Here is a 22,210-nt window from a genome sequence, read left to right on the forward strand (position 1 = left end):
TTATTTTTTGCTATGTGCAGTTCGTAGGCCGGATAAGCGTTAGCGCCATCCGGCATCTGGTAAATCTGTAATTAACGCTTACAGGTTCAGCCGCACTTCACTGGAGAGTCGCCAGCGTGCTCTCAATTCTTTTTAACTTCTGATTTGCTTCTTGCAGCTCATCATGCAGCCGTTGCTCCTGCTCGCCATAGACCATCAGGACGATACAGCCATTCATCACTTTTACGCTAATCTGTTGCCCGGTTTCAAACCCCGCCGCGCGTAGCCACTTGCCTGAAAGGATAATTTTGGGCGTGGATTTGTCGAAAACATTCGGGCGATATCCCACAATTACCGAACGTTCGGTTCCTGATTGGTCGGTGTCTGGGGTAGAATGCGAATCAGCCATAATCAACTCCTTGATAGTTGGTGAGGTTAGCTCTCGTCGGGTACTGCGAATACCGGGCGAGGGCGTTTATAAGTCAGGTCGTCAGATAAGAAAGGTACGTACCTGGTTGGTGATATCTTGCGCTTGTAGGTACGTACATGTCAACGGCTAAACGCGACCCAAATCAGTCCAAATCCGGAAAAGCACCGACTTTCCAGATTCGTATCACGCCGGAGTTGAAGGCGCAGTTCGAGGCTGCTGCAAAGGCACAGGGGATGAGTTTGGGGAATTGGCTCAAGACCTTGGGGAGAAGGGAACTGGAAAGGCTTGGAATTGATATGAGTGAAAAAAGTAAGTGATAGGCCCGTACAATTAGGGCCTTAAGATATTATTCGCCTTTAGTAATCTTGGGATTTATCCAATTCCATTTCACATTCGAAATATCGTCTTTTTGCGCAATATGTGCATTTAAGAATTCGGATAAACTTTTACTATTGAATTTTAATAAGTCAATTTCTGTTTGGTTTAAAGTAAAGCTGAAGATATTCCCCTCAAAATTAAATCTATCGGGGGATTTAACTTTGAGGCTAACTGTATATTTTCCTTTTTTCCACCAAAAATAATTCTCACGATAAGCAAGAACATTATGTAATTGAGATGATTTGAGAGCTTCGGCAACGACATTAGTGGTATTTCTACTGGCTAAAAAACTAACGTGTGAGTTTAATTCATTGATTAATATTGAATCTTGCTCATGATATTTTGGCTCTTGGAATTTTATAAATTTTTCTGTAAGTAAATCTTGAAATAATTTCAATGCGATCGGTGGTTGTTCTTTTGATATGACTTGCTTGTTTCCATTTTGATCACTTATTTCACTATGAATCTCGGTAATTCCTGCCCATTTCAAAAAATGTATATCACCATCAGAATGCCTGATTTCTAGAGAAATATCTTCTAATAAAAGAGATTTCTTTTCTGCTAATACCCCCATTCGAATATTAAGAATTGGACCGAAAGACGTGTAACTTATCTCAGCTGTATTATTGAAAAATACTCTAATCTTTGGTTTTGTTAGGTACTTATAGAAAATATTAATGATCTGAGGAAGCCAGGCAGCAGCACCTATGTATGCAGCAATCTCGCCAAGAGTCATATACCCTCTCTATGTATTATTTTAGAAAATTAAAAAAATATATACAAACATGTCATATATTTTTTATTTTTTCCAGAGGAAATCATTTAATTTATTGATTTTAAACTACAATAAGTAAAAAATGATCGTGATTTTTCTGGAGGAATTTTGGCGGAAGATCACAGGAGTCGAACCTGCCCGGGAACGCTGGCGTCCCCAACTGGATTTGAAGTCCAGCCACCTCACCGGAGATGACGATCTTCCGCGCCTCGATTGCTACATGGAGGCGGGGCGCATTATAGCTACTTCCTACGGTTTCCACACCCCCTCACTCACTTTTTTAACTTCCCTTTTGTCTTGCCATGATCGGTTTCATATAAATCCTCAATAAATCCGGTAGTTACATTTCATCACATTTTTTCGACGCTACCCTGATCACAGAAAACAAGAATCGTAATTTAATAACGAGATATCGGAATATTCTCGCTTGCAGGGATGGTTTACAAGAACCGTAACCGGTTTCAGAGAGCTTTTAGAACGTTAAGGATGCGTAATGAAAAATGAAATTCTGTCCGTAAAAGAGAAGATTGGCTACGGGATGGGGGATGCGGCGAGCCACATCATCTTCGATAACGTAATGTTTTATATGATGTTCTTTTATACCGATATTTTTGGTATTCCTGCTGGCTTTGTCGGCACGATGTTCTTACTGGCGCGTGCGCTGGATGCCATCTCAGACCCTTGTATGGGGCTGCTGGCCGACCGCACCCGCTCGCGCTGGGGGAAATTCCGCCCGTGGGTGCTGTTTGGCGCGCTGCCGTTTGGTCTGGTGTGTGTGCTGGCCTACAGTACGCCAGATCTCAGTCTGAACGGCAAAATGATTTATGCCGCAATCACCTACACGCTGCTGACCCTGCTCTACACCGTGGTGAATATTCCCTACTGCGCACTGGGCGGCGTGATCACCAATGACCCCACGCAGCGTATCTCCCTGCAATCATGGCGCTTTGTGCTGGCGACGGCGGGCGGCATGCTCTCCACCGTGTTGATGATGCCGCTGGTGAATCTGATTGGCGGCGAGGATAAAGCGTTCGGCTTTCAGGGCGGGATTGCCGTGCTCTCGGTTGTGGCCTTCCTGATGCTGGCATTTTGCTTTTTCACCACCAAAGAACGCGTGGAAGCGCCGCCGAGCACCACCTCGATGCGTGAAGACCTGCGCGACATCTGGCAGAACGATCAATGGCGCATCGTCGGCCTGCTGACCATTCTCAACATCCTTGCTGTCTGCGTACGCGGCGGGGCGATGATGTATTACGTCACCTGGATTCTGGGCACGCCAGAAGTGTTTGTCGCCTTCCTCACCACCTATTGCGTCGGCAATCTTATCGGCTCTGCGCTGGCGAAGCCGCTGACCGACTGGAAATGCAAAGTCAGCGTCTTCTGGTGGACCAACGCCGCGCTGGCGGTCGTCAGTCTGGCGATGTTCTTTGTGCCAATGCACGCCAGCATCACCATGTTCGGCTTTATCTTTGTGATTGGCGTACTGCATCAGCTCGTGACGCCAATTCAGTGGGTCATGATGTCCGACACCGTGGACTACGGCGAGTGGTGCAACGGAAAGCGTCTGACGGGCATCAGCTTTGCGGGCACGTTGTTTGTACTCAAGCTGGGTCTGGCGCTCGGCGGGGCGATGATCGGCTGGATGCTGGCGGGCGGTGGTTACGACGCCGCAGCGAAAACCCAGAACGGCGCCACCATTAGCATCATCATCGGGCTGTTCACCATTGTCCCGGCTATTTGCTACCTGCTGAGTGCCGTGATTGCCAAACGCTTCTATACCCTGAAAACCCCGTATCTGACTGAAATCATGAGCCAACTGGCTCAGGGTGCGCGCCGCAATCAGCAGGATTTTACGACGAAAGAATTACAGAACTAAGGAACCGACAATGAAAATTAGCGATGGAAACTGGCTGATTCAGCCCGGTCTGAACGTGATTAACCCGATTCAGGTTTTCGAGGTCGAACAGCAGGGTAACGAGATGATTGTCTACGTTGCGCCGCGCGATGTGCGCGAACGTACCTGGCAACTGGATACTCCACTCTTCACCCTGCGCTTCTTCTCGCCGCAGGAAGGCGTGGTCGGTGTGCGTATGGCGCACTTCCAGGGGGCGTTGGATACCGGTCCGCATTACCCGCTAAATGTGCTGCAGGATGTGAAGGTCGAGATGCACAACACCGCCGAATTTGCTGAGCTGAAGAGCGGTAACTTGAGCGTGCGCGTAACCAAAGGGGAATTCTGGTCGCTGGATTTCCTGCGTAACGGCGAACGTATTACCGGCAGCCAGCTGAAAAACAACGGCTACGTGCAGGATACCCACAGCGGGAAAAACTATATGTTTGAACGGCTGGATCTCTGCGTCGGGGAAACGGTATACGGCCTGGGCGAGCGCTTTACCGCGCTGGTGCGTAACGGGCAAACGGTAGAAACCTGGAACCGCGACGGCGGCACCAGCACCGAGCAGTCTTACAAGAACATCCCGTTCTATATCACCAACCGCGGTTACGGCGTACTGGTGAACCATCCGCAGTGCGTGTCGTTTGAAATCGGCTCTGAGAAAGTGTCGAAAGTGCAGTTCAGCGTGGAAAGCGAGTATCTGGAATATTTCGTCATCGACGGCCCAACGCCGAAGGACGTGTTGAACCGTTATACCCAATTCACTGGCCGTCCCGCGCTGCCGCCAGCCTGGTCATTCGGCCTGTGGCTGACCACGTCATTCACCACTAATTACGACGAAGCGACGGTCAACAGTTTTATTGACGGGATGGCCGAGCGCAATCTGCCGCTGCACGTCTTCCATTTCGATTGCTTCTGGATGAAAGCCTTCCAGTGGTGCGACTTTGAGTGGGATCCGATGACCTTCCCGGACCCGGAAGGCATGATCCGCCGCCTGAAAGAGAAAGGGCTGAAGGTTTGCGTGTGGATCAACCCGTATATCGGGCAAAAATCACCGATTTTCAACGAGCTGAAAGAGAAGGGGTATCTGCTCAAGCGGCCGGATGGTTCCCTGTGGCAATGGGATAAATGGCAGCCGGGCCTGGCGATTTATGACTTCACTAATCCGCAAGCCAGTGAGTGGTATGCCAACAAGCTGAAAGGTCTGGTGGATATCGGCGTTGACTGCTTCAAAACTGACTTTGGTGAACGCATTCCTACTGACGTTCAGTGGTTTGACGGTGCCGATCCGCAGAAAATGCACAACCATTATGCGTACATTTACAACGAACTGGTGTGGAACGTGCTGAAAGAGACTGTCGGTGAAGAAGAGGCGGTGCTGTTCGCCCGTTCGGCCTCGGTCGGCGCGCAGCAGTTTCCGGTGCATTGGGGCGGCGACTGCTATGCCAACTATGAATCGATGGCCGAAAGCCTGCGCGGCGGATTATCCATTGGCCTGTCCGGCTTTGGCTTCTGGAGTCACGATATTGGCGGCTTTGAGAATACCGCCCCAGCGCACGTTTACAAGCGCTGGTGTGCGTTCGGGCTGCTCTCCAGCCATAGTCGTCTGCACGGTAGCAAATCCTACCGTGTGCCGTGGGCGTACGATGACGAATCCTGCGACGTGGTGCGCTACTTCACCGAGCAGAAATGCCGCATGATGCCGTATCTGTATCGCGAAGCGGCGCGCGCCAATGAGCTAGGAACGCCGATGATGCGCGCAATGATGCTGGAGTTCCCGGACGATCCGGCATGTGATTACCTCGACCGCCAGTACATGCTGGGCGATAGCGTGATGGTTGCGCCGGTGTTTAGCGAAGCGGGTGATGTGCAGTTCTACCTGCCGGAAGGACGCTGGACGCATCTGTGGCGTAACGACGAGGTGTCTGGCAGCCGCTGGCATAAACAGCAGCATGACTTCCTGAGCCTGCCAGTCTACGTGCGTGAGAACACCCTGCTGGCGCTGGGCAGCAATAACCAGAAGCCGGACTACGCCTGGCACGAAGGAACCGCGTTCCAGCTGTTCCATCTGCAGGAGGGCCGGGAAGCGGTGTGTGAAGTGCCTGCGATGGACGGCTCGGTTATCTTCACGCTGAAGGCGACGCGTGTAGGTAATACCATCACTGTGAAAGGGAACGGTGAGGCACGTAACTGGACGCTGTGCCTGCGAAATATTCAGAAAATTGGCGGCATTAAATGCGGGTCGCATATGGGCAGCGAGCTGGGTGTAGTTATTACTCCACAGGGCAGTGAGCTGACGATTACCTTGTAAGCATGTGTCGACGTGGTGCCGGATGCGTTTTATCCGGCCCACGCTGCGAGCAGCATTCCAGATCTGAAAATCCAAAACATCCTGAATTAAATTTTTATCTCTGCATATTTGCGAGCGGTATCACTCTGATTCCCGCGAAAAATGTGATCTGCGCCGTAAATATCTCACTATTTCCTCTTTTTGTCTTATTTCTGTCCGGATTACTGGACACGATTTAGTATTGTTGGCGCATCGTAGTCCTCTTATATTTATCATCACGGATTACACGTGGAGCATAAATGCTTCTTTATAACCTAAATAATTCGAGTTGCAGGAAGGCGGCGACGCAGCGAATCCCCTGAGCGTACATAAGTACGTGACTGGGGTGAGCGAGGAAAGTCAACGCACATGCAGCTTGAAGTATGATGGGTATAGATATTTAATCTGGTATGTAATAAGGGTAAATAATGCAAATGATTACCTCGCGACAAAACAGATTATTAAAGTTTCTTCTGTCTAAGAAGGAATATGTCACGCTGCTGAAAATTGCCGAGTATTTATCTGTTTCAGAGAAAACTGTGCAGCGCGATCTGCGCTTACTGGAACCATGGTTATCAGAATGGAAAATAACCATCGATAAACGTGCTGGTGCTGGGGTGATATTAAGTTCCGATAATATTACCGACCTTTTATATATGGACCAGTTATTAGGATCGGAGGGTGATGATACTGACGGCATGATGAATAATTCACGGCGAGTCAAGATAGCCTCACAATTATTAAGCGAAACGCCGCATGAAACGTCGATCAGTAAATTATCCGAACGTTATTTCATTAGTAGCGCATCGATTGTTAACGATCTGAAAGTAATTGAATCCTGGATTACCCCACTGGGCCTGTCGTTGATTCGCAGTCAGAGCGGCACGCATATCGAAGGCAGCGAGAGCGGTGTACGCCAGGCGATGGCGTCGCTGATTAACGGCGTGATTAACCATAATGAGCCTGGTAACGTGGTTTATTCACGCCTTGACCCGGGCAGTTATAAAGCCTTAGTGCATTACTTTGGCGAAGAAGATGTTTTATTTGTCCAGACGTTATTGCAGGAAATGGAGAACGACCTGTGCTGGTCTTTGGGCGAGCCTTATTACGTCAATATCTTTACCCATATTTTGATCATGATGCACCGCATCACGCGGGGCAATGCGCTGCCGAGAAATGATGAAAATATCACCTCATGTGACGAGAATATTTTTTCCATTGCCAGCCGGATGATTCAGCATATTGAAAAACGCATTGCCCACCCGCTGCCGGAAGACGAAGTCTGGTTTATATATCAATACATTATCTCCTCCGGCGTGGTAATTGAAGAGCATAACGACGTGAGCGTGATTGGCCATATGCACTCCAGCGACGAAGCGCGTTTGATTACCCATCGGTTGATTGCCTCCTTTGCCGAGATGGTCGACAGCGATCTTAGCCAGGACACGGCGCTGTATGACGGATTGCTGATCCACATTAAGCCGCTGATTAACCGCCTGAACTACCAGATCCGCATTCGTAATCCGCTGCTGGAGGATATTAAAGGCGAGTTGCAGGACGTGTGGCGTCTGACCCAGTGCGCGGTGAATCGGGTGTTTAGCGGTTGGGGCGAGCGGTCCGTGTCGGAAGATGAGGTGGGATATTTAACCGTGCATTTTCAAGCCGCAATGGAGCGGCAGATAGCGCGTAAGCGCGTGCTGCTGGTCTGCTCAACCGGTATTGGCACCTCTCACTTACTCAAAAGCCGTATTCTGCGCGCCTTTCCGGACTGGACTATCGTCGGCGTGGTATCGGCAGGCAGCCTGCCCTCCGTACTGACGGACGATATTGAACTGGTGGTATCGACGATAAATTTACCTGCCGTTGCTATGCCGGTCGTGTATGTCACCGCCTTTTTCAATGATGCAGATATTAAGCGGGTAACAGAAACGGTTATTACGGAAAAATTACATCGGGCGACGTCGCTGGTCGTCGAAAATTAATGTCTGAACTCCATGAGGTATGATTGATGGACATCACGAAAATACTCAATACAAATCGCGTTATTTTGGACATGAAGGCCACAAACAAAACGGAGGCTATTGAGGAACTGACGGATATTCTGCAAAAAGATGGGGCAATTAGCTGTCGGGAAACGTTTATTCAGGATGTCTGGCAGCGTGAATCAGAAGGCTCAACCGGCTTCGAAAATCATATTGCGATCCCGCACGGGAAATCCTCGGCGGTGGTCAATACCACGCTGGCAATTGGGCGTACCCGTCAGGATATTCCCTGGGAAACCCTGGATGGCAGCAACGTGCGCTGCATCATTCTGTTTGCCGTACGTCTTGAAGATCAAAACACTACACATATTCGTCTGCTTTCGCAGGTTGCTGGCGCGTTGGCGGATGACGACATTATTGAACAACTGTTAGTCGAAAGCAGTCCACAGAAAATTATTGAGCTTTTTAGCCAATATGCTGAATCCAATGTCTGCTAATTAAAATGTGGAGCATGTTATGAATATTGTTTGTGTTGCCGCCTGTACGGCGGGTATTGCGCACACCTATATTGCCCGTGAGAAGCTAATTAAAGGTGCTAAAGCGCTTGGTCATAATATAAAAGTTGAAACCCAGGGAACCATCGGCACAGAAAACGAATTACTGACAGAGGATATTTCTGCAGCTGATGTCGTGATTCTCGCCGTCGATGTCAAAATAAAAGGGGAGGAACGATTTTCAAATAAACGCATTGTGCGAGTGAAAACTGAAATCGTCATAAAATCGCCCATTCAGTTTCTTGAAAAGGTCGAAAAATCATTAGCTAATAATAACCAGTAGCGATCCTCATTCTGGAGGGATTTCACATGAGTGAAAATAAAATTCCGCTATCTCAGGAAATAAAAAGACATTTATTAACGGGGATTTCGTGGATGATCCCGTTAATTGTCGCCGCCGGGATCTGTATTGCTCTCGGGCAAATACTTGGCGGGACTAACGTGGGTGAAAAAACAGGAACCATCCCCTGGATGCTCAACCAGATTGGCGGTTGGGGGATGGGGTTAATCGTACCGCTGATTAGCGCCGCGATTGCGTACTCCATTGCCGACCGTCCCGGATTTGCGCCGGGCCTGATTGTCGGCTTTGTTTGCGGCGAAATTCATACCGGTTTTATCGGCGGGATGCTGGGCGGGTTCCTGGTCGGTTATACCGTACTGCTTCTTAAGCGCTATATCCGTTTGCCACAGTCGATGCAGGGGCTGATGCCCATCATGGTGTTGCCGGTACTGAGTACCGTCATTGGCGGCCTGTTGATGATGACGCTGATTGGCAAGCCGATAGCCTGGCTGCAGGACGCGTTGATTCATCTGCTGGAGTCCATGCAGGGCGGATCCCGCTTTCTGATGGGCGCTATCCTCGGTGCGATGGCGACATTCGACTTCGGCGGACCGGTGAATAAAACCATGTCGCTGTTTGCTGACGGCATGCTGGTCAGCGGTGTGTACGGTCCGGAAGCGGTGAAGTTTGTTGGCTCGATGATCCCTCCGTTCGGCATTACGCTCTCTTTCCTGCTGACGCGTCACAAATACACCCGTGCGGAGCGCGAGGCGCTGAAAGCGGCATTCCCGATGGGGATCTGCATGATTACCGAAGGGGTCATTCCGATTGCAGCGCGCGACCTGTTGCGTGTGGTGGGCTCCTGCGTGGTGGCCTCGGCGATTGCGGGCGGCCTGATTATGGTGTGGGGTGTCGAAAGCCCGGTACCGCACGGCGGCATGTTTGTGGTTCCGCTCTTTACGCATCCACTGCTGTTTTGCCTGGCGCTGGGGATCGGCACAGTGATTTGCGGTGTCATGTTGTCGCTGTGGAAGAAACCGGTGACCGAGCGTGACGAAGAGTTTGATGAACTCAGCGATCAAAAACTGAAAGACGAAGAGATCACCTTCACCCTGGAATAACCGGAGGCCGTATGTTTGCCGATATGAAAAGCATGGTGACGAAAGCCTGGCGCGAGCAGTACGCGCTGCTGGCCATCAACTGTATGAACCTGGAAAGCGCCCGCGCGGCGGTTCGGGTGGCAGAGAAACACCGTGCGCCCATCATTCTGAATCTGTATCAGGGGCATCTGGAGCATTTTCCGGCCCCGATAGCCGCTGCGGTCGTCAAAACGCTGGCAGAGGAAGCCTCGGTACCGGTCGCGCTGGCGCTGGATCATGGAAAGGATCCTGTACGCATTCGTCAGGCTTTTCGCGCCGGATTCAGCGGGTTAATGATCGATGCCTCCGCCTTTGCGCTGGAGGAGAATATTCGCCAGACCCGTGCAGTGGTTGAGCTCGCAGCCAGCGTTTCTCTGTGCGTGGAAGGTGAGCTGGGCCATCTGGCCGATGCTCCGCGCTATGACCATGCCGCTAACGCTGATTTGATGACTCAGGCCGCCGACGTGGAACCCTTTATCCAACAGACCGGGATCGATTTGCTGGCGGTGTCGGTGGGTACGGCGCACGGCATGTACGCGCCGGGCGTTACGCCAGCCATTGATTTCCAGCGGCTGGAGGAAATTGCCCGGTTATCTACGGTACCTCTGGCGCTGCATGGCGGCAGCGGGACGCCGTTTGATCAGCTACAGCGCTGTCCGATGTTTGGCGTCGCCAAGATAAACGTTGGCGCAGCGGTCTTTGAAGCCGGAAAGGCTGCGCTGCTGCATACCCTGTGTCGTGACACATCCGGTGAACTTGTTGATGTCCTGACCCTGATGGAGCAGGCCTGCGAGGAAGCCATTACTCCGTATCTACAGGCCAGCGGCGCTATCGGCAAAGCCTGATTCATTTTCTGTAACGCCTTCTATGCCTCTGCGATGACGCACTGGCAGGGCTTTCTACACCCTGAAACTGGAGAATTAACATGTTAGTTTCGATGAAAGAATTACTGCAACCTACCCGTCAGCACGGTTTTGCCATCGGCGCATTCAACGTGGCGGACAGCTGCTTTGTACGTGCAGTTGTGGAAGAAGCGGAAGCGACCAACACCCCGGCGATTATCTCCATTCACCCCAGCGAACATGATTTTGTCGGCGATGCGTTTTTTAGCTACGTCCGTGATATCACGATGCGTAGCCCAGTGCCGTTTACTCTGCATCTGGACCACGGTGCTTCGGTTGAGCATGTTCTGCGGGCGATTCAGTGTGGGTTTACCTCGGTGATGATTGATGGCTCGCTGCTGCCGTATGAAGAGAACGTGGCGCTGACCCGCGAAGTGGTCAAGCTGGCGCATGCGGTAGGTGTTTCTGTGGAAGGGGAGTTGGGTACGATTGGTCAGACCGGGACGTCAGTGGAAGGCGGCGTGTCGAAGGTTACTTATACCGATCCCGCTCAGGCAGAGGATTTTATCGCCCGAACCGGTGCAGACACGCTGGCGGTGGCGATTGGAACCGCGCACGGGATCTACCCGAAAGGGATGCAGCCAGAGCTGCAAATGAACATCCTGCGCGACATCGCCGGGCGTGTGGATATTCCGCTGGTGCTGCACGGTGGTTCCGCGAACCCGGATGCGGAAATTGCCGAATCCGTGACGCTGGGCGTGGGCAAAATCAACATTTCCAGTGATATGAAATACGCCTACTTCCAGAAAGTCCGCGAAATCCTGGCGAAAGAAACCTGGTGGGACCCGAACGTAATCTACCCGGAAGCCATTAGCGCCGCGCGGGACGTGATCCGCCACAAAATGAAACTGTTCGGCTCAACCGGCAAAGCATCACTTTACTAACGGCATGCAGGCGGGGCGACCCGCCTTTTTCGCAACAAGGAAAAGTGGAATGAAGCGTTCACATATTAATTATGCCGTTGATAAGGCGCATGCAATTGCCGAGACTTTTAGGGTTTGTCTGCCTGACTTTGCATATTTTACGATCGATGCCTGGCGACAACAGGATCAATCTCTGTGGCGTGAAGTGTGCGATCTCCAGCTGGGCTGGGATATTACCGACTTTGGGCGTGGAGATTTTGCGCAAACGGGACTGACGTTACTGACGTTGCGCAATGGTCAGCCAGGGTCAGCGGGTTATCCCAAACCGTATGCTGAAAAGATGCTGCAAATTCAGCAGGATCAGCAAACACCATGGCATTTTCATCGCCATAAAATGGAAGATATCGTGAATCGCGGCGGGGGTGACTTATGTATGCAGCTGGCATGGGCCACGCCTGATGACGGGTATGACGCACGGCGTATTGTTGAAGTTAGCGTCGATGGTCAGCGGCGTACCGTTGACGCTGGCGAGACGCTGGTATTGAAACCGGGACAGGGGGTGTGCCTGCCGCCGCGCTTGTATCATCGCTTTTGGGCGGAGAAGGCGTTCGTGCTGGGCTGGGAAATCTCGATGGTCAATGACGACCTGCATGACAACCACTTTCTGGAGCCTGGCGGTCGCTTCCCGGCGATTGAAGAGGATGAGCCGGTGAAATGGCTGTTGTGCAGTGAATATATTCGTTTATGAGCGTGAGTAGGCCCGGTAAGCGAAGCGCCACCGGGCAATAAATTATTGCGCAGGTGGTGGTGCTGTGACTTCACTCCCTGAAACCGCGCCCGCCTGCATGGTCTGCGTGACCTGCTGTTTCTCCACGTTCACCGCATGCAGTTGGCCGCTGACCGTTGGCTTGAGCGGCGCATCGGCCTGAATATTACCGCTGGCGGTAAGCTGAATATTACCATCGCCGGAAAGCGGCAGTGCGGGCCATCCCCATTGTTGCAGAATCGTCATTGGCACGCCGCGCCCGTTCAGGCTGATCTGAGCCTGGCGCTGAGGTAACTGCGAAATACTGGCGGTGACCTCCAGCAGCCCTTTTTCCGTATAGGCGCTCAGTTCGCTGATATTGATGGTGCTGTTGTTCGCCGTCAGCGCCAGCGAAGGACGACGTACGTCCGTGCGGTTAAAGGTAGCAGCAGCGGCGTTGAGGGTGGCGCTCCCGCTCCAGATCCCCCACTGATTGTTCTGTACCAGCCCGAGGTTAGCGCCGTAACCGTCCAGCGCGGTGAGCTGCCACGGGAAACTCGGGTCGATATCAATTACCAGATTGCGGCTGGCGCTGAATTTCTTCAGCGTCAGGCTGTTTAGCCAGACAGGTAGGGGGTTCATCCACAGCTGTTTCCAGTTTTCCGGCAGCGTGTATTCCAGACCGGCGATGGCGGCATCATCGAGGACCAGCGCTTTGTTGTTGCGCAGCCAATTACCCGACGTTCTGACCATACCGCCTTCCCAGCGGGTGGTGAACTGGCGCAGCGCAATACCTTGCGGCGAGAATTCAGCGTTCAGAATCGGATCGAAGAAGTGCAACGAGCCGTAGATAAACTCGCTGGCGTTCATTGACAATTTTCCTTCCTGAGTTTGCCAGTCGTCCTTGCTGAAGGTCATGTTGCGCAAGCTCAGATCGAGATCCGTCACCGCCCAGTCGGGGCCTTGCAGACGGGCATCCGTTACTTCCAGACGACCAATTTGCAGGGAAGGAATGGTGCTTAACGGGGCAAAAAAGTCGGCCAGCGATTTGTCGCTTTGCAGCCGGATATCGTTCAGGCGCAGATTCTCCACTACCCAGCTCCCGTCGGCATTGCGTTGCGCTACGCCGGTTAATGCTCCACGCGCCACGTCTGCGCCAATATTGCTAAGCGTCACCCGGTCATGGTCAATGCTGCCTTCAATCAAGACGTTGGTGGTCGGGACATCGTTGAGCGTCAACGAACTGGCGCTGAGCTGAATTTGCGCTTTGCTGCCGAGAATTTTACCTGCCTCAGGGCTCCAGGGAATGACGCCGCCGTTAACGCGCTGGGCGCTGAGGTTCCACTCGCTACCGGGGCTGTTAAGCGCCATATCCTGTAATTGCAGGCGATCGGCCTGAAACGGCAACGGCGCGGTTTGCTGGGAAAGATTCAGCGTGCCGTTTTGCAACAAAATGGTGTCTACGTGCAGCGGGTCGGTGATTTGTCGGCTACTGAGTCCAATATCGACCGTTTTGGCGACCAGCGTGGCGGGCTGACCATCCCGGCCAAAGGTGACGTTTTCCAGCAGAATATGGGAAGGGGAAGAAAACCGGTGATCGATGGCATCAAAGGCCAGATGGTAGCTGCTGTTCTGTGAAACCCAGGCGCTGACGTGCTCTGCGCCCCAGCGGGTTTGCAGTAGAAAATAAAGGCCGAGGATCGCCACTGCAAGGGCGATCAGCACGTAAAGAAGCAGCTTTCCAATAAATTTCATGGTCTTCCATCCCGCGAAGTGCACATAGTCAAGTTATGCACGATTTAGACGCAATGCTCAAGGCGGGAATGGTGAAAGAGCGTTACAGCGGCGTTGATTCCGAATCAACGCCGCATTTTGCTTATTGCTTCTCTGGTGGGAACACCAGGTTCAGAACGATAGCGGTAATACCGCCTGCGGCAATACCGGAAGAGAGCAGGTTTTTCACCCAGTCCGGGGCGAACTGCAGGATCAACGGCTGCTGGGAGACGCCCAGGCCGACGGCCAGCGACAGCGCGATAATCAGAATCGCGCGACGGTTCAGCGGCTCGCGGGACACAATACGCACGCCGGATGCGGCAATAGTACCGAACATTACCAGCGTTGCCCCGCCCAGTACTGGCTCAGGAATATGCTGTACAAAACCGCTGACCGCCGGGAACAAGCCCAGCGCGATCAACATCAACGCCACCACAAAACCGACGTAGCGGCTGGCAACGCCCGTTAACTGAATAACCCCGTTGTTCTGTCCAAAACAGGAGTTCGGGAAGGTGTTGAACACAGCGGAAACAAACGAGTTCAGACCGTTCGCCAGCACGCCGCCTTTCAGGCGTTTCATATACAGCGGACCAGAAACCGGCTGCTCGGAGACATCAGAGGTGGCCGTAATATCGCCGATGGTTTCCAGCGAGGTGATCATAAAGACCAGCATCAGCGGCAGCAGTAAACTCCAGTCGATACCCAGGCCATAATACAGCGGCGTTGGCACCATTAGCAGGTCCTGGCTTACCGGTGCGGTATTTTGCGGCAGCATGTCCATAAACCAGGCCAGCAGATAGCCTGCCGCCATCGCAATCACCAATGACGCAACACGCAGGTAAGGGTTGCGTTGACGGTTAAGCAGGATGATTAGTGCCAGCACCACGCCTGCCAACAGTAAATTTTTCGGTGCACCAAAGGTGTTGTCGCTCATTGCGGCATAGCCACCACCAATCGATGTCAGACCCACCTGAATCAGCGACAGGCCGATAATCATCACCACCACACCTGAGACCAATGGGGTAATGATCCGCCGCGCCAGATGCAGTACGCGTGAGATAACCATCTCGGTGCAGCTTGCCAGCATCAGCGTACCGAACAGCGCCGCCATCATGGTTGGGACATCTGCGCCACCGGTTTTTAGCGCCGTACCGCCCATAATCAGTGGCGCAACAAAGTTAAAGCTGGTGCCCTGAATGGATAGCAGCCCTGAGCCTACCGGCCCCCAGGCTTTGATCTGAATGATAGAAGCTACGCCGGAGGCGAACAGCGACATACTGATAATGTGTTGAGTATCCTGAGCCGGTAAACCAAGCGCCTGGCAAATTAACAGAGCGGGAGTAATTACCGCAACGAACATGGCCAGCAGATGCTGACAGGCGGCAAACAAGGTCTGGGCTAACGGGGGGCGATCTTCAAGACGGTAAATCAGTTCACTGTTGTGAGTCTGCGCAACCGGTTGCGCATTTGTTGACTCTACGGCGTTAACGGACATCAGAGGCAATCCCATGGTGGAAAAGCGGTGATTTTATCTGACCAGGGCAGAAAAGCAAACGTTTGCTAGCAGGTATTCTTAATATTTAAAACGGATAAACAAACATTTTTATATAACTTTTCATCATTTTCTGCTTAAAATCCACCCCGAAAACTCAATAAGAGCTAAAAATCGGTCTGGAATGCATCGTGCGTGATTGTGCTAAACGCACTAATGGAGCTGTAAATGTTTTATCTCGATACGTTATCAACGCTGGTTGCGGCAACCCTTGTGTTGCTGCTGGGACGTAAGCTCGTCCAGTCTGTTTCCTTCCTGAAAAAATACACCATTCCCGAACCCGTAGCGGGCGGCCTGCTGGTGGCGATTGCGCTGCTGGTGCTGAAAAAAAGCATGGGTTGGGAAGTTAACTTCGATATGACCCTGCGTGATCCGTTGATGCTGGCCTTCTTCGCCACTATCGGTCTGAACGCCAATATCGCAAGTTTGCGTGCTGGCGGCCGCGTGGTGGGTATTTTTCTGATTGTGGTTGTTGGCCTGTTGCTGATGCAGAACGCCATCGGTATTGGTATGGCGACCCTGCTGGGTCTGGACCCGCTGATGGGTCTGATCGCTGGCTCGATCACCCTCTCTGGTGGACACGGAACCGGGGCAGCATGGAGCAAGCTGTTTATTGAACGTTATGGCTTCACCAATGCGACTGAAGTGGCGATGGCTTGCGCAACGTTTGGTCTGGTATTGGGTGGGCTGATTGGCGGCCCGGTGGCACGCTATCTGGTCAAACACTCCACCACGCCAGACGGTATGCCGGACGATCAGGCTGTGCCGACCGCATTTGAAAAGCCGGACGTTGGGCGCATGATCACCTCACTGGTGCTGATTGAAACCATCGCGCTGATCGCTATCTGTCTGACGGTGGGTAAAATCGTTGCGCAAATGCTGGTTGGAACGGTGCTGGAACTGCCGACCTTTGTCTGCGTGCTGTTTGTTGGGGTGATCCTCAGTAACGGTCTGGCGCTACTGGGTTTTTACCGGGTGTTCGAACGTGCGGTTTCTGTGCTGGGTAACGTTAGTCTGTCACTGTTCCTGGCGATGGCGCTGATGAGCCTGAAGCTATGGGAACTGGCTTCTCTGGCCTTGCCGATGCTGGCAATCCTGGTTGTGCAGACCATTTTCATGGCGCTGTATGCGATATTCGTTACCTGGCGCATGATGGGTAAGAACTACGATGCCGCTGTGCTGGCTGCCGGACACTGCGGCTTTGGCCTCGGCGCGACGCCGACGGCGATTGCCAACATGCAGGCGATTACCGAACGCTTTGGGCCATCCCATATGGCGTTTCTGGTGGTGCCGATGGTGGGGGCATTCTTTATCGATATCGTCAACGCGCTGGTGATTAAGCTGTATCTGCTGTTACCGATTTTTGCGCAATAACGGCTGTGCGGCGGGGTAACATCCGCCGCCGCTATGAATCGACTATGCGTTGGAGTAGCGTTCGGTTTCCGGCATCCAGCGCTCTATTAGCGCCACGGCCTGTTGCGGATAACGTTCGTGAATATGGCGCGCAATGCGCTGAACTTCCGGGATAATCGCCTGATCACGTAGTAAATCTGCGACCTTGAATTCTGCCGTTCCGGTCTGGCGAGTACCTAACAGCTCGCCGGGGCCGCGAATCTCTAAATCTTTTTGCGCAATCACGAACCCGTCGTTGCTGTCTCGCAAAACCTGCAAGCGTTTCTGCGCGGTTTTAGACAGCGGTGATTTGTACAGCAGGACGCAGTGGGAGGCCACCGCGCCACGACCTACGCGGCCACGTAGCTGATGCAGCTGGGCCAGGCCCAGGCGCTCCGGGTTTTCAATAATCATCAGGCTGGCGTTTGGCACGTCCACGCCCACTTCAATCACCGTGGTGGCAACCAGCAGATGCAGTTCACCCTGCTTAAAGGCTGCCATTACTGACTGCTTCTCGGCGGGCTTCATGCGCCCGTGTACCAGGCCAATATTGAGTTCTGGCAGCGCCAGTTTAAGCTCTTCCCACGTCGCTTCTGCCGCCTGAGCTTCTAACAGATCAGACTCTTCAATCAGCGTACAGACCCAGTATGCCTGGCGCGCTTCGTGGGTACAGGCGTTGCGCACGCGATCAATGATGTCACTGCGGCGGGTATCCGGAATGGCGACCGTGGTGACCGGCGTACGTCCCGGAGGCAGTTCATCAATTACTGAGGTGTCGAGGTCAGCATAGGCCGTCATCGCCAGGGTGCGCGGAATCGGCGTGGCGGTCATGATTAGCTGGTGCGGGTGGAAACCCTGCTGCTGACCTTTTTCCCACAGCGCCAGACGCTGATGCACGCCGAAGCGGTGCTGTTCATCGATGATAACCAGTGCCAGACCGTTGAACTGAACCTGTTCCTGGAAAATTGCATGAGTACCGACAATCATCTGCACCTGACCGCTGGCGATGGCTTCCTGTTGCGCCAGACGCGCTTTGCCTTTCTGCTTGCCCGCCAGCCAGCCCACTTCAACGCCCAGTGGCGCGAACCAGCTGCGGAAGTTATTCGCATGTTGTTCAGCCAATAATTCGGTGGGGGCCATCAGCGCAACCTGCTTACCATGTGCGATAGCGCGCAGGGCGGCTAACGCTGCAACCAGGGTTTTACCGGAGCCGACATCGCCCTGCACCAGGCGCATCATCGGCACATCCAGCGCCATGTCGCGTTCTATCTCCGCGGTGACGCGGGTTTGCGCGCCAGTAGGTTTGAACGGCAATGCTGCCAGCAGTTTATCTTTTAGCGCGTTGTTAGCACTTAACGGCTGGGCGTGAAAACGCTGTGCCCCGGCGCGTAATGCCAGCATGCTGAGGTTATGTGCGAGCAGTTCTTCGAGAATCAGACGTCGCTGCGCCGGATGTTGTCCGGTTTCCAGATCGCTGAGTTGCAGCGACGGTGGGGGGCGGTGCAACGTGCGCAGTGCTTCGGGCAGGCTCATCATGCCCTGTAACAGCTCTGGTGGCAGCAGTTCGGCAATGGCGCAGGTATCGAGCAGGTCCAGCGCTTGATCGGTCAGTTTGCGCAGCGTAGCCTGCTTCACGCCTTCGGTCGTTGGATACACCGGTGTGAGCGTTTCCTGCAATTCCGGCGTGCTGAGATCGCCCTGCACGCGGTATTCCGGGTGGATCATCTCTGCACCGTATTTCCCGCGTTTGGCTTCACCGTAGGCCAGCACCCGGCGACCGGTGGCGAGGCTGTTTTTCATTGCTGCGCTGAAGTTGAAAAAGCGCATGGTGAGAATGCCGGAGCCATCGCTGATCTGACAGGTCATCATCCGGCGACCGCCGAAGGTGATATTGCAGTTCAGCACTTCGCCTTCAACGGTGGCATAGACGCCCGGCAGCAGTTCGCCAATTGGGTACAGATGGGTACGGTCTTCGTAACGCAGAGGGAGGTGGAGCAGGAGGTCCTGCACGGTGTGCAGGCCAATTTTCGTCAGTTTACTGCTTTGCGCTGCGCCAACGCCGGTCAGAGAGTTGAGTGGGATGGCATCCAGTAAACGGCCTTTCATCGCGTTTATCTCGCAGATTGCATAGTGGCCCACCACGTTGCATCGGCTTCGATTTCGCCCTGCGTGTTTACGTGAGGGTAGGGAAGACCTTTGCGCTTAGCGACATTCGCCAGCACCGGATAACCGCCTTCAAACAGTAAGCGCTGCTGCTCGTCTTGCGGCAGCATACTGTTTTCTCGGCGGTACATGCCGGCGTTTTGCCGCTGGCGCTGTGCCTCGTACAGAATCAGCGCGGAGGCGACCGAAACGTTCAGCGACTGCACCATGCCAGTCATGGGAATGATGATGTCCTGATCCGCCAGATCCAATGCTTCCTGAGTAATGCCGGTTTTTTCCTGGCCCATCAGGATGCAGGTGGGGCGCGTGTAATCAATCTCGCGAAAATCCACCGCTTTATCTGACAGATGAGTTGCCAGAACCTGCATGCCCTGGTTTTTTAAATGTGTGACCGCATCGCTAATGGTGCGGTGCGTTTTAACCTGTACCCAACTGTTGCTGCCTGCGGCAGAAGAGGCCATGGTGCGCATACGGCTACCCGGCCAGACGGCGTGGACTTCATGCACGCCGACCGCATCTGCAGTCCGAATGATAGCGGAAACGTTATGAGGTTTGTGGACCTCTTCCATGCAGACGGTCAGATCAGGCTGACGACGTGCGAGCATTTCGCGGATACGTGCATAGCGCTGTTCATTCATAAAACGTGTTCTAGTTACGGTTACGGGTGACTTTGATCACGTCCGGCATGACGCGGATTTTGCGCATGATATTCGCCAGGTGCACACGGTCGCGGGCGGTCAGGCGAATAAAGGCGCTATAGACGCGGCCATCTTTCTCTTCCGTATTCAGACTTTGAATATTGGAGGTGGTCGTGTTAATTGCCGCCGTCAGGTTCGCCAGAGCACCCTGGTGGTTAAACATATCCACCTTAATCTCGGTGATGAACTCCTGCTCCGTCTCTTTATCCCATTCCACCGCCATAAACTTCTCAGGCTCTTTCTGGTAGCCACGAATGTTACGGCAGGATTCATGGTGAATCACCAGACCTTTACCCGGACTGACGTGGGCAATGATGGGATCGCCTGGAATTGGACGGCAGCATTTCGCGAAGGTGATCAGCACGCCGTCTGCGCCTTTGATTGGCAAATGACCGTGACCAGATTGCGCTGGCACGTTTGCTGTTGCTTCGCCCTGCTGGAGGTTTTTCGCAACCACCACGCTCATGGCGTTACCCAGGCCGATTTCTGCGAGTAGATCGTCAAGCGTGGCGAGCTTCATGCGCTCAAGTTCACGCTGGATGCTCTCTGGCGGGATCTCAGCCAGTTTACGGCTACCGCCCAGGGCATGGTTGAGCAGTCGACGACCCAGACTGACGGAATCATCGCGTTTGAGGTTTTTCAGCAACTGGCGAATTTTGGCGCGCGCTTTCGAACTGACGACGAAGTTGAGCCATGCTGCATTCGGACGTGCGCCCGGCGCGGTAATAATCTCAACGGTCTGACCGCTAAAGAGTGGTTGTGAAAGTGGGTAAGGCTGTCTGTCTACGCGTGCGCCGACGCAGGCGTGACCGATATCGGTATGCACGGCGTAGGCGAAATCGACAGGCGTTGCACCGGCAGGCAGTTCAACAATCCGCCCTTCCGGTGTGAAAACATAAATCTCATCCGGGAAGAGATCAGATTTGACGCTTTCAATAAATTCAAACGAGCTACCGGCACTCTGCTGCAGTTCCAGCAGGCTTTGCATCCAGCGCTGAGCGCGGATTTGTGCGGTGGTGCTACTTTCACCGCCGTGCTCTTTGTAAGCCCAGTGCGCCGCCACACCCATTTCTGCCATCTGATCCATGTCTTCAGTACGAATTTGTACTTCAACCGGAACGCCGTGAGGGCCGATCATTGAGGTGTGCAAAGACTGATATCCGTTCGCTTTTGGAATGGCGATATAGTCTTTCACGCGACCAGGACGTGGTTTGTACAGGCTATGCATCTGGCCGAGTACGCGATAGCAGGTATCGGAATCATGAACGATGACGCGAAATGCGTAGATATCCATGATGGAGTGAAAACGCTGCTCTTTGAGCACCATTTTGCAGTAAATAGAGTACAGGTGCTTCTCACGCCCGCTTACGCGACACGGAATACCTGCCTCCTGCAAACGCCCTTCGATTTCAGAGAGGATTTTTTGGATCATCTCTTTGCGGTTGCCGCGAGCGGCTTTAACCACTTCTTTAATCACGCGATAGCGGTTCGGGTACAGCGCTTCAAAACCCAGCTCTTCCAGCTCGGTTTTAATGTGATGAATACCTAAACGGTGTGCCAGCGGACTATAGATTTCGAGGGTTTCACGGGCGATGCGGCGACGCTTGTCCGGGCGTAATGAGCCCAGCGTGCGCATATTGTGAGTACGGTCAGCAAGTTTGATGAGAATGACGCGGATATCCTGCACCATCGCCATAATCATCTTGCGAAAGTTTTCGGCTTGCGCCTCTTTCTTATCGCGAAACTTAAGCTTATCAAGCTTCGATACCCCCTCTACCAGCTCTGCAACGCTTTTACCAAAAAGCTGTTCCATGTCCTGATAGGTGGCTGGGGTATCTTCAATCACGTCATGCAGCAGCGCAGCCATCAGCGTTTCGTAGTCGAGTTTCATCTCGGCCAGAATGCAGGCTACCGCTACCGGGTGCGTGATATAGGGTTCACCGCTTGAACGTGTCTGGCCCTCGTGAGCGTCACGTGCAACGAGATACGCCTGCCGAAGACGCTTAATCTGGTCTTCCGGCAGGTAGTTTTGAATCAGTTGATTCAGGCTTTCAAACAGATACAAGGGCGACCCGCTTTGTGATTAACGACGACCTTCAGCAATAGCGGTAACGGCTTGTAATTCAGCGGCTTCCTGCTCTTGCTGTTCCTGGCGCTCACGCACGTCGAGGATCTGGTTGTTGATCAGACCTTCTTCGATTTCGCGCAGCGCGATAACGGTAGTTTTATCGTTTTCTTCCGGTACGAGCGGATCCTTTCCGCCTACCTGCATCTGACGAGCGCGACGCGCGGCGACCAGTACCAGGTCAAAACGGTTACCAATTTTCTCTACAGCGTCCTGAACAGTTACGCGTGCCATACTTAAAATGCTCCACAGGTGAA

Annotated in this window: 19 protein-coding genes and 1 tRNA gene; 11 read left to right on the top strand and 9 right to left on the bottom strand. The window is 53.0% G+C overall.

All coding sequences use genetic code 11. The features are described from left to right. Positions 1-97: 97 nt before the first annotated feature. On the bottom strand, positions 98-388 hold the full coding sequence (locus HV041_RS20635) for a SymE family type I addiction module toxin (RefSeq protein ID WP_121585221.1): 291 nt from the start codon (positions 386-388) through the stop codon (positions 98-100). A gap of 137 nt (positions 389-525) precedes the next feature. Between HV041_RS20635 and HV041_RS20640 the strand changes: the two genes are divergently transcribed. After that, positions 526-726: a toxin-antitoxin system HicB family antitoxin gene (locus HV041_RS20640; RefSeq protein ID WP_121585220.1), complete on the top strand. Its 201-nt coding sequence runs from the start codon at positions 526-528 to the stop codon at positions 724-726. Positions 727-755: 29 nt separating this feature from the next. On the opposite strand, the gene HV041_RS20645 is transcribed toward HV041_RS20640, so the two are convergent. Next, positions 756-1,523 carry a hypothetical protein gene (locus tag HV041_RS20645; protein ID WP_121585219.1) on the bottom strand — a complete coding sequence of 256 codons (768 nt, stop codon included), beginning with the start codon at positions 1,521-1,523 and terminating at the stop codon, positions 756-758. Between the two features lie 148 nt (positions 1,524-1,671). Continuing rightward, positions 1,672-1,766 (bottom strand) — tRNA-Sec (locus HV041_RS20650). A gap of 289 nt (positions 1,767-2,055) precedes the next feature. On the opposite strand from HV041_RS20650, the gene HV041_RS20655 reads away from it, so the two are divergent. From HV041_RS20655 to HV041_RS20695, 9 genes are all read left to right on the top strand, one after another. After that, entirely contained in the window at positions 2,056-3,438 is a 1,383-nt protein-coding gene (locus HV041_RS20655) for a glycoside-pentoside-hexuronide family transporter (protein WP_121585218.1), read from the top strand. A gap of 10 nt (positions 3,439-3,448) precedes the next feature. Next, positions 3,449-5,767, top strand: coding sequence for an alpha-xylosidase (gene yicI, locus HV041_RS20660; RefSeq protein WP_121585217.1), 2,319 nt, complete (start codon positions 3,449-3,451; stop codon positions 5,765-5,767). Positions 5,768-6,213: 446 nt separating this feature from the next. Next, positions 6,214-7,767, top strand: coding sequence for a PRD domain-containing protein (locus HV041_RS20665; protein ID WP_165712714.1), 1,554 nt, complete (start codon positions 6,214-6,216; stop codon positions 7,765-7,767). A gap of 26 nt (positions 7,768-7,793) precedes the next feature. Next, positions 7,794-8,264, top strand: a complete 471-nt coding sequence (locus HV041_RS20670) for a fructose PTS transporter subunit IIA (RefSeq protein ID WP_003024008.1) — start codon at positions 7,794-7,796, stop codon at positions 8,262-8,264. Positions 8,265-8,283: 19 nt separating this feature from the next. After that, positions 8,284-8,604, top strand: coding sequence for a PTS fructose transporter subunit IIB (locus HV041_RS20675; protein ID WP_048213732.1), 321 nt, complete (start codon positions 8,284-8,286; stop codon positions 8,602-8,604). A 26-nt stretch (positions 8,605-8,630) separates the two neighbouring features. Beyond that, positions 8,631-9,722: a PTS fructose transporter subunit IIC gene (locus HV041_RS20680; protein WP_003837581.1), complete on the top strand. Its 1,092-nt coding sequence runs from the start codon at positions 8,631-8,633 to the stop codon at positions 9,720-9,722. Between the two features lie 11 nt (positions 9,723-9,733). Next, complete coding sequence (locus HV041_RS20685; protein ID WP_048213731.1) at positions 9,734-10,585, top strand: class II fructose-bisphosphate aldolase; 852 nt, start codon at positions 9,734-9,736, stop codon at positions 10,583-10,585. A gap of 80 nt (positions 10,586-10,665) precedes the next feature. Continuing rightward, positions 10,666-11,526, top strand: a complete 861-nt coding sequence (locus HV041_RS20690; protein WP_003827236.1) for a ketose-bisphosphate aldolase — start codon at positions 10,666-10,668, stop codon at positions 11,524-11,526. 49 nt (positions 11,527-11,575) lie between these two features. Then, positions 11,576-12,253, top strand: a complete 678-nt coding sequence (locus tag HV041_RS20695; protein ID WP_121585215.1) for a D-lyxose/D-mannose family sugar isomerase — start codon at positions 11,576-11,578, stop codon at positions 12,251-12,253. Positions 12,254-12,295: 42 nt separating this feature from the next. Here HV041_RS20695 and HV041_RS20700 read toward each other — a convergent pair whose 3' ends face one another. Beyond that, on the bottom strand, positions 12,296-14,005 hold the full coding sequence (locus tag HV041_RS20700) for an AsmA family protein (protein ID WP_121585214.1): 1,710 nt from the start codon (positions 14,003-14,005) through the stop codon (positions 12,296-12,298). Positions 14,006-14,126: 121 nt separating this feature from the next. After that, positions 14,127-15,518: a xanthine/proton symporter XanP gene (xanP, locus tag HV041_RS20705; RefSeq protein ID WP_003024026.1), complete on the bottom strand. Its 1,392-nt coding sequence runs from the start codon at positions 15,516-15,518 to the stop codon at positions 14,127-14,129. A gap of 225 nt (positions 15,519-15,743) precedes the next feature. Here xanP and gltS point away from each other — a divergent pair, with 225 nt between their 5' ends. Next, positions 15,744-16,949: a sodium/glutamate symporter gene (gene gltS, locus HV041_RS20710; protein WP_003024029.1), complete on the top strand. Its 1,206-nt coding sequence runs from the start codon at positions 15,744-15,746 to the stop codon at positions 16,947-16,949. A gap of 42 nt (positions 16,950-16,991) precedes the next feature. On the opposite strand, the gene recG is transcribed toward gltS, so the two are convergent. From recG to rpoZ, 4 genes are read right to left on the bottom strand one after another with little or no spacing between them, the layout of a single operon-like run. Beyond that, positions 16,992-19,073 (bottom strand): ATP-dependent DNA helicase RecG, encoded by a 2,082-nt coding sequence (recG, locus tag HV041_RS20715; protein WP_121585213.1) that lies wholly within the window; start codon positions 19,071-19,073, stop codon positions 16,992-16,994. 5 nt (positions 19,074-19,078) lie between these two features. Beyond that, complete coding sequence (gene trmH, locus HV041_RS20720) at positions 19,079-19,768, bottom strand: tRNA (guanosine(18)-2'-O)-methyltransferase TrmH (RefSeq protein WP_121585212.1); 690 nt, start codon at positions 19,766-19,768, stop codon at positions 19,079-19,081. Positions 19,769-19,778: 10 nt separating this feature from the next. Then, a complete protein-coding gene (gene spoT, locus HV041_RS20725) occupies positions 19,779-21,893 on the bottom strand; it encodes a bifunctional GTP diphosphokinase/guanosine-3',5'-bis pyrophosphate 3'-pyrophosphohydrolase (RefSeq protein WP_003024038.1) in 2,115 nt (704 codons plus the stop codon). 18 nt (positions 21,894-21,911) lie between these two features. Beyond that, positions 21,912-22,187, bottom strand: coding sequence for a DNA-directed RNA polymerase subunit omega (gene rpoZ / locus HV041_RS20730; protein ID WP_000135058.1), 276 nt, complete (start codon positions 22,185-22,187; stop codon positions 21,912-21,914). Positions 22,188-22,210 lie beyond the last annotated feature (23 nt).

It is taken from the genome of Citrobacter sp. RHBSTW-00029 (assembly GCF_014104295.1).
GTDB lineage: Bacteria > Pseudomonadota > Gammaproteobacteria > Enterobacterales > Enterobacteriaceae > Citrobacter > Citrobacter youngae.

What these genes read in the sequence shown, in the direction of transcription:
- trmH (WP_121585212.1), bottom strand. Translation starts at nt 19,768, where the DNA reads ATGAATGAACAGCGCTATGCACGTATCCGCGAAATGCTCGCACGTCGT.
- HV041_RS20655 (WP_121585218.1), top strand. Translation starts at nt 2,056, where the DNA reads ATGAAAAATGAAATTCTGTCCGTAAAAGAGAAGATTGGCTACGGGATG.
- HV041_RS20685 (WP_048213731.1), top strand. Translation starts at nt 9,734, where the DNA reads ATGTTTGCCGATATGAAAAGCATGGTGACGAAAGCCTGGCGCGAGCAG.
- HV041_RS20670 (WP_003024008.1), top strand. Translation starts at nt 7,794, where the DNA reads ATGGACATCACGAAAATACTCAATACAAATCGCGTTATTTTGGACATG.
- recG (WP_121585213.1), bottom strand. Translation starts at nt 19,073, where the DNA reads ATGAAAGGCCGTTTACTGGATGCCATCCCACTCAACTCTCTGACCGGC.
- HV041_RS20700 (WP_121585214.1), bottom strand. Translation starts at nt 14,005, where the DNA reads ATGAAATTTATTGGAAAGCTGCTTCTTTACGTGCTGATCGCCCTTGCA.
- HV041_RS20645 (WP_121585219.1), bottom strand. Translation starts at nt 1,523, where the DNA reads ATGACTCTTGGCGAGATTGCTGCATACATAGGTGCTGCTGCCTGGCTT.
- HV041_RS20675 (WP_048213732.1), top strand. Translation starts at nt 8,284, where the DNA reads ATGAATATTGTTTGTGTTGCCGCCTGTACGGCGGGTATTGCGCACACC.
- rpoZ (WP_000135058.1), bottom strand. Translation starts at nt 22,187, where the DNA reads ATGGCACGCGTAACTGTTCAGGACGCTGTAGAGAAAATTGGTAACCGT.
- HV041_RS20640 (WP_121585220.1), top strand. Translation starts at nt 526, where the DNA reads ATGTCAACGGCTAAACGCGACCCAAATCAGTCCAAATCCGGAAAAGCA.
- yicI (WP_121585217.1), top strand. Translation starts at nt 3,449, where the DNA reads ATGAAAATTAGCGATGGAAACTGGCTGATTCAGCCCGGTCTGAACGTG.
- HV041_RS20690 (WP_003827236.1), top strand. Translation starts at nt 10,666, where the DNA reads ATGTTAGTTTCGATGAAAGAATTACTGCAACCTACCCGTCAGCACGGT.
- xanP (WP_003024026.1), bottom strand. Translation starts at nt 15,518, where the DNA reads ATGTCCGTTAACGCCGTAGAGTCAACAAATGCGCAACCGGTTGCGCAG.
- gltS (WP_003024029.1), top strand. Translation starts at nt 15,744, where the DNA reads ATGTTTTATCTCGATACGTTATCAACGCTGGTTGCGGCAACCCTTGTG.
- HV041_RS20665 (WP_165712714.1), top strand. Translation starts at nt 6,214, where the DNA reads ATGCAAATGATTACCTCGCGACAAAACAGATTATTAAAGTTTCTTCTG.
- HV041_RS20695 (WP_121585215.1), top strand. Translation starts at nt 11,576, where the DNA reads ATGAAGCGTTCACATATTAATTATGCCGTTGATAAGGCGCATGCAATT.
- HV041_RS20680 (WP_003837581.1), top strand. Translation starts at nt 8,631, where the DNA reads ATGAGTGAAAATAAAATTCCGCTATCTCAGGAAATAAAAAGACATTTA.
- HV041_RS20635 (WP_121585221.1), bottom strand. Translation starts at nt 388, where the DNA reads ATGGCTGATTCGCATTCTACCCCAGACACCGACCAATCAGGAACCGAA.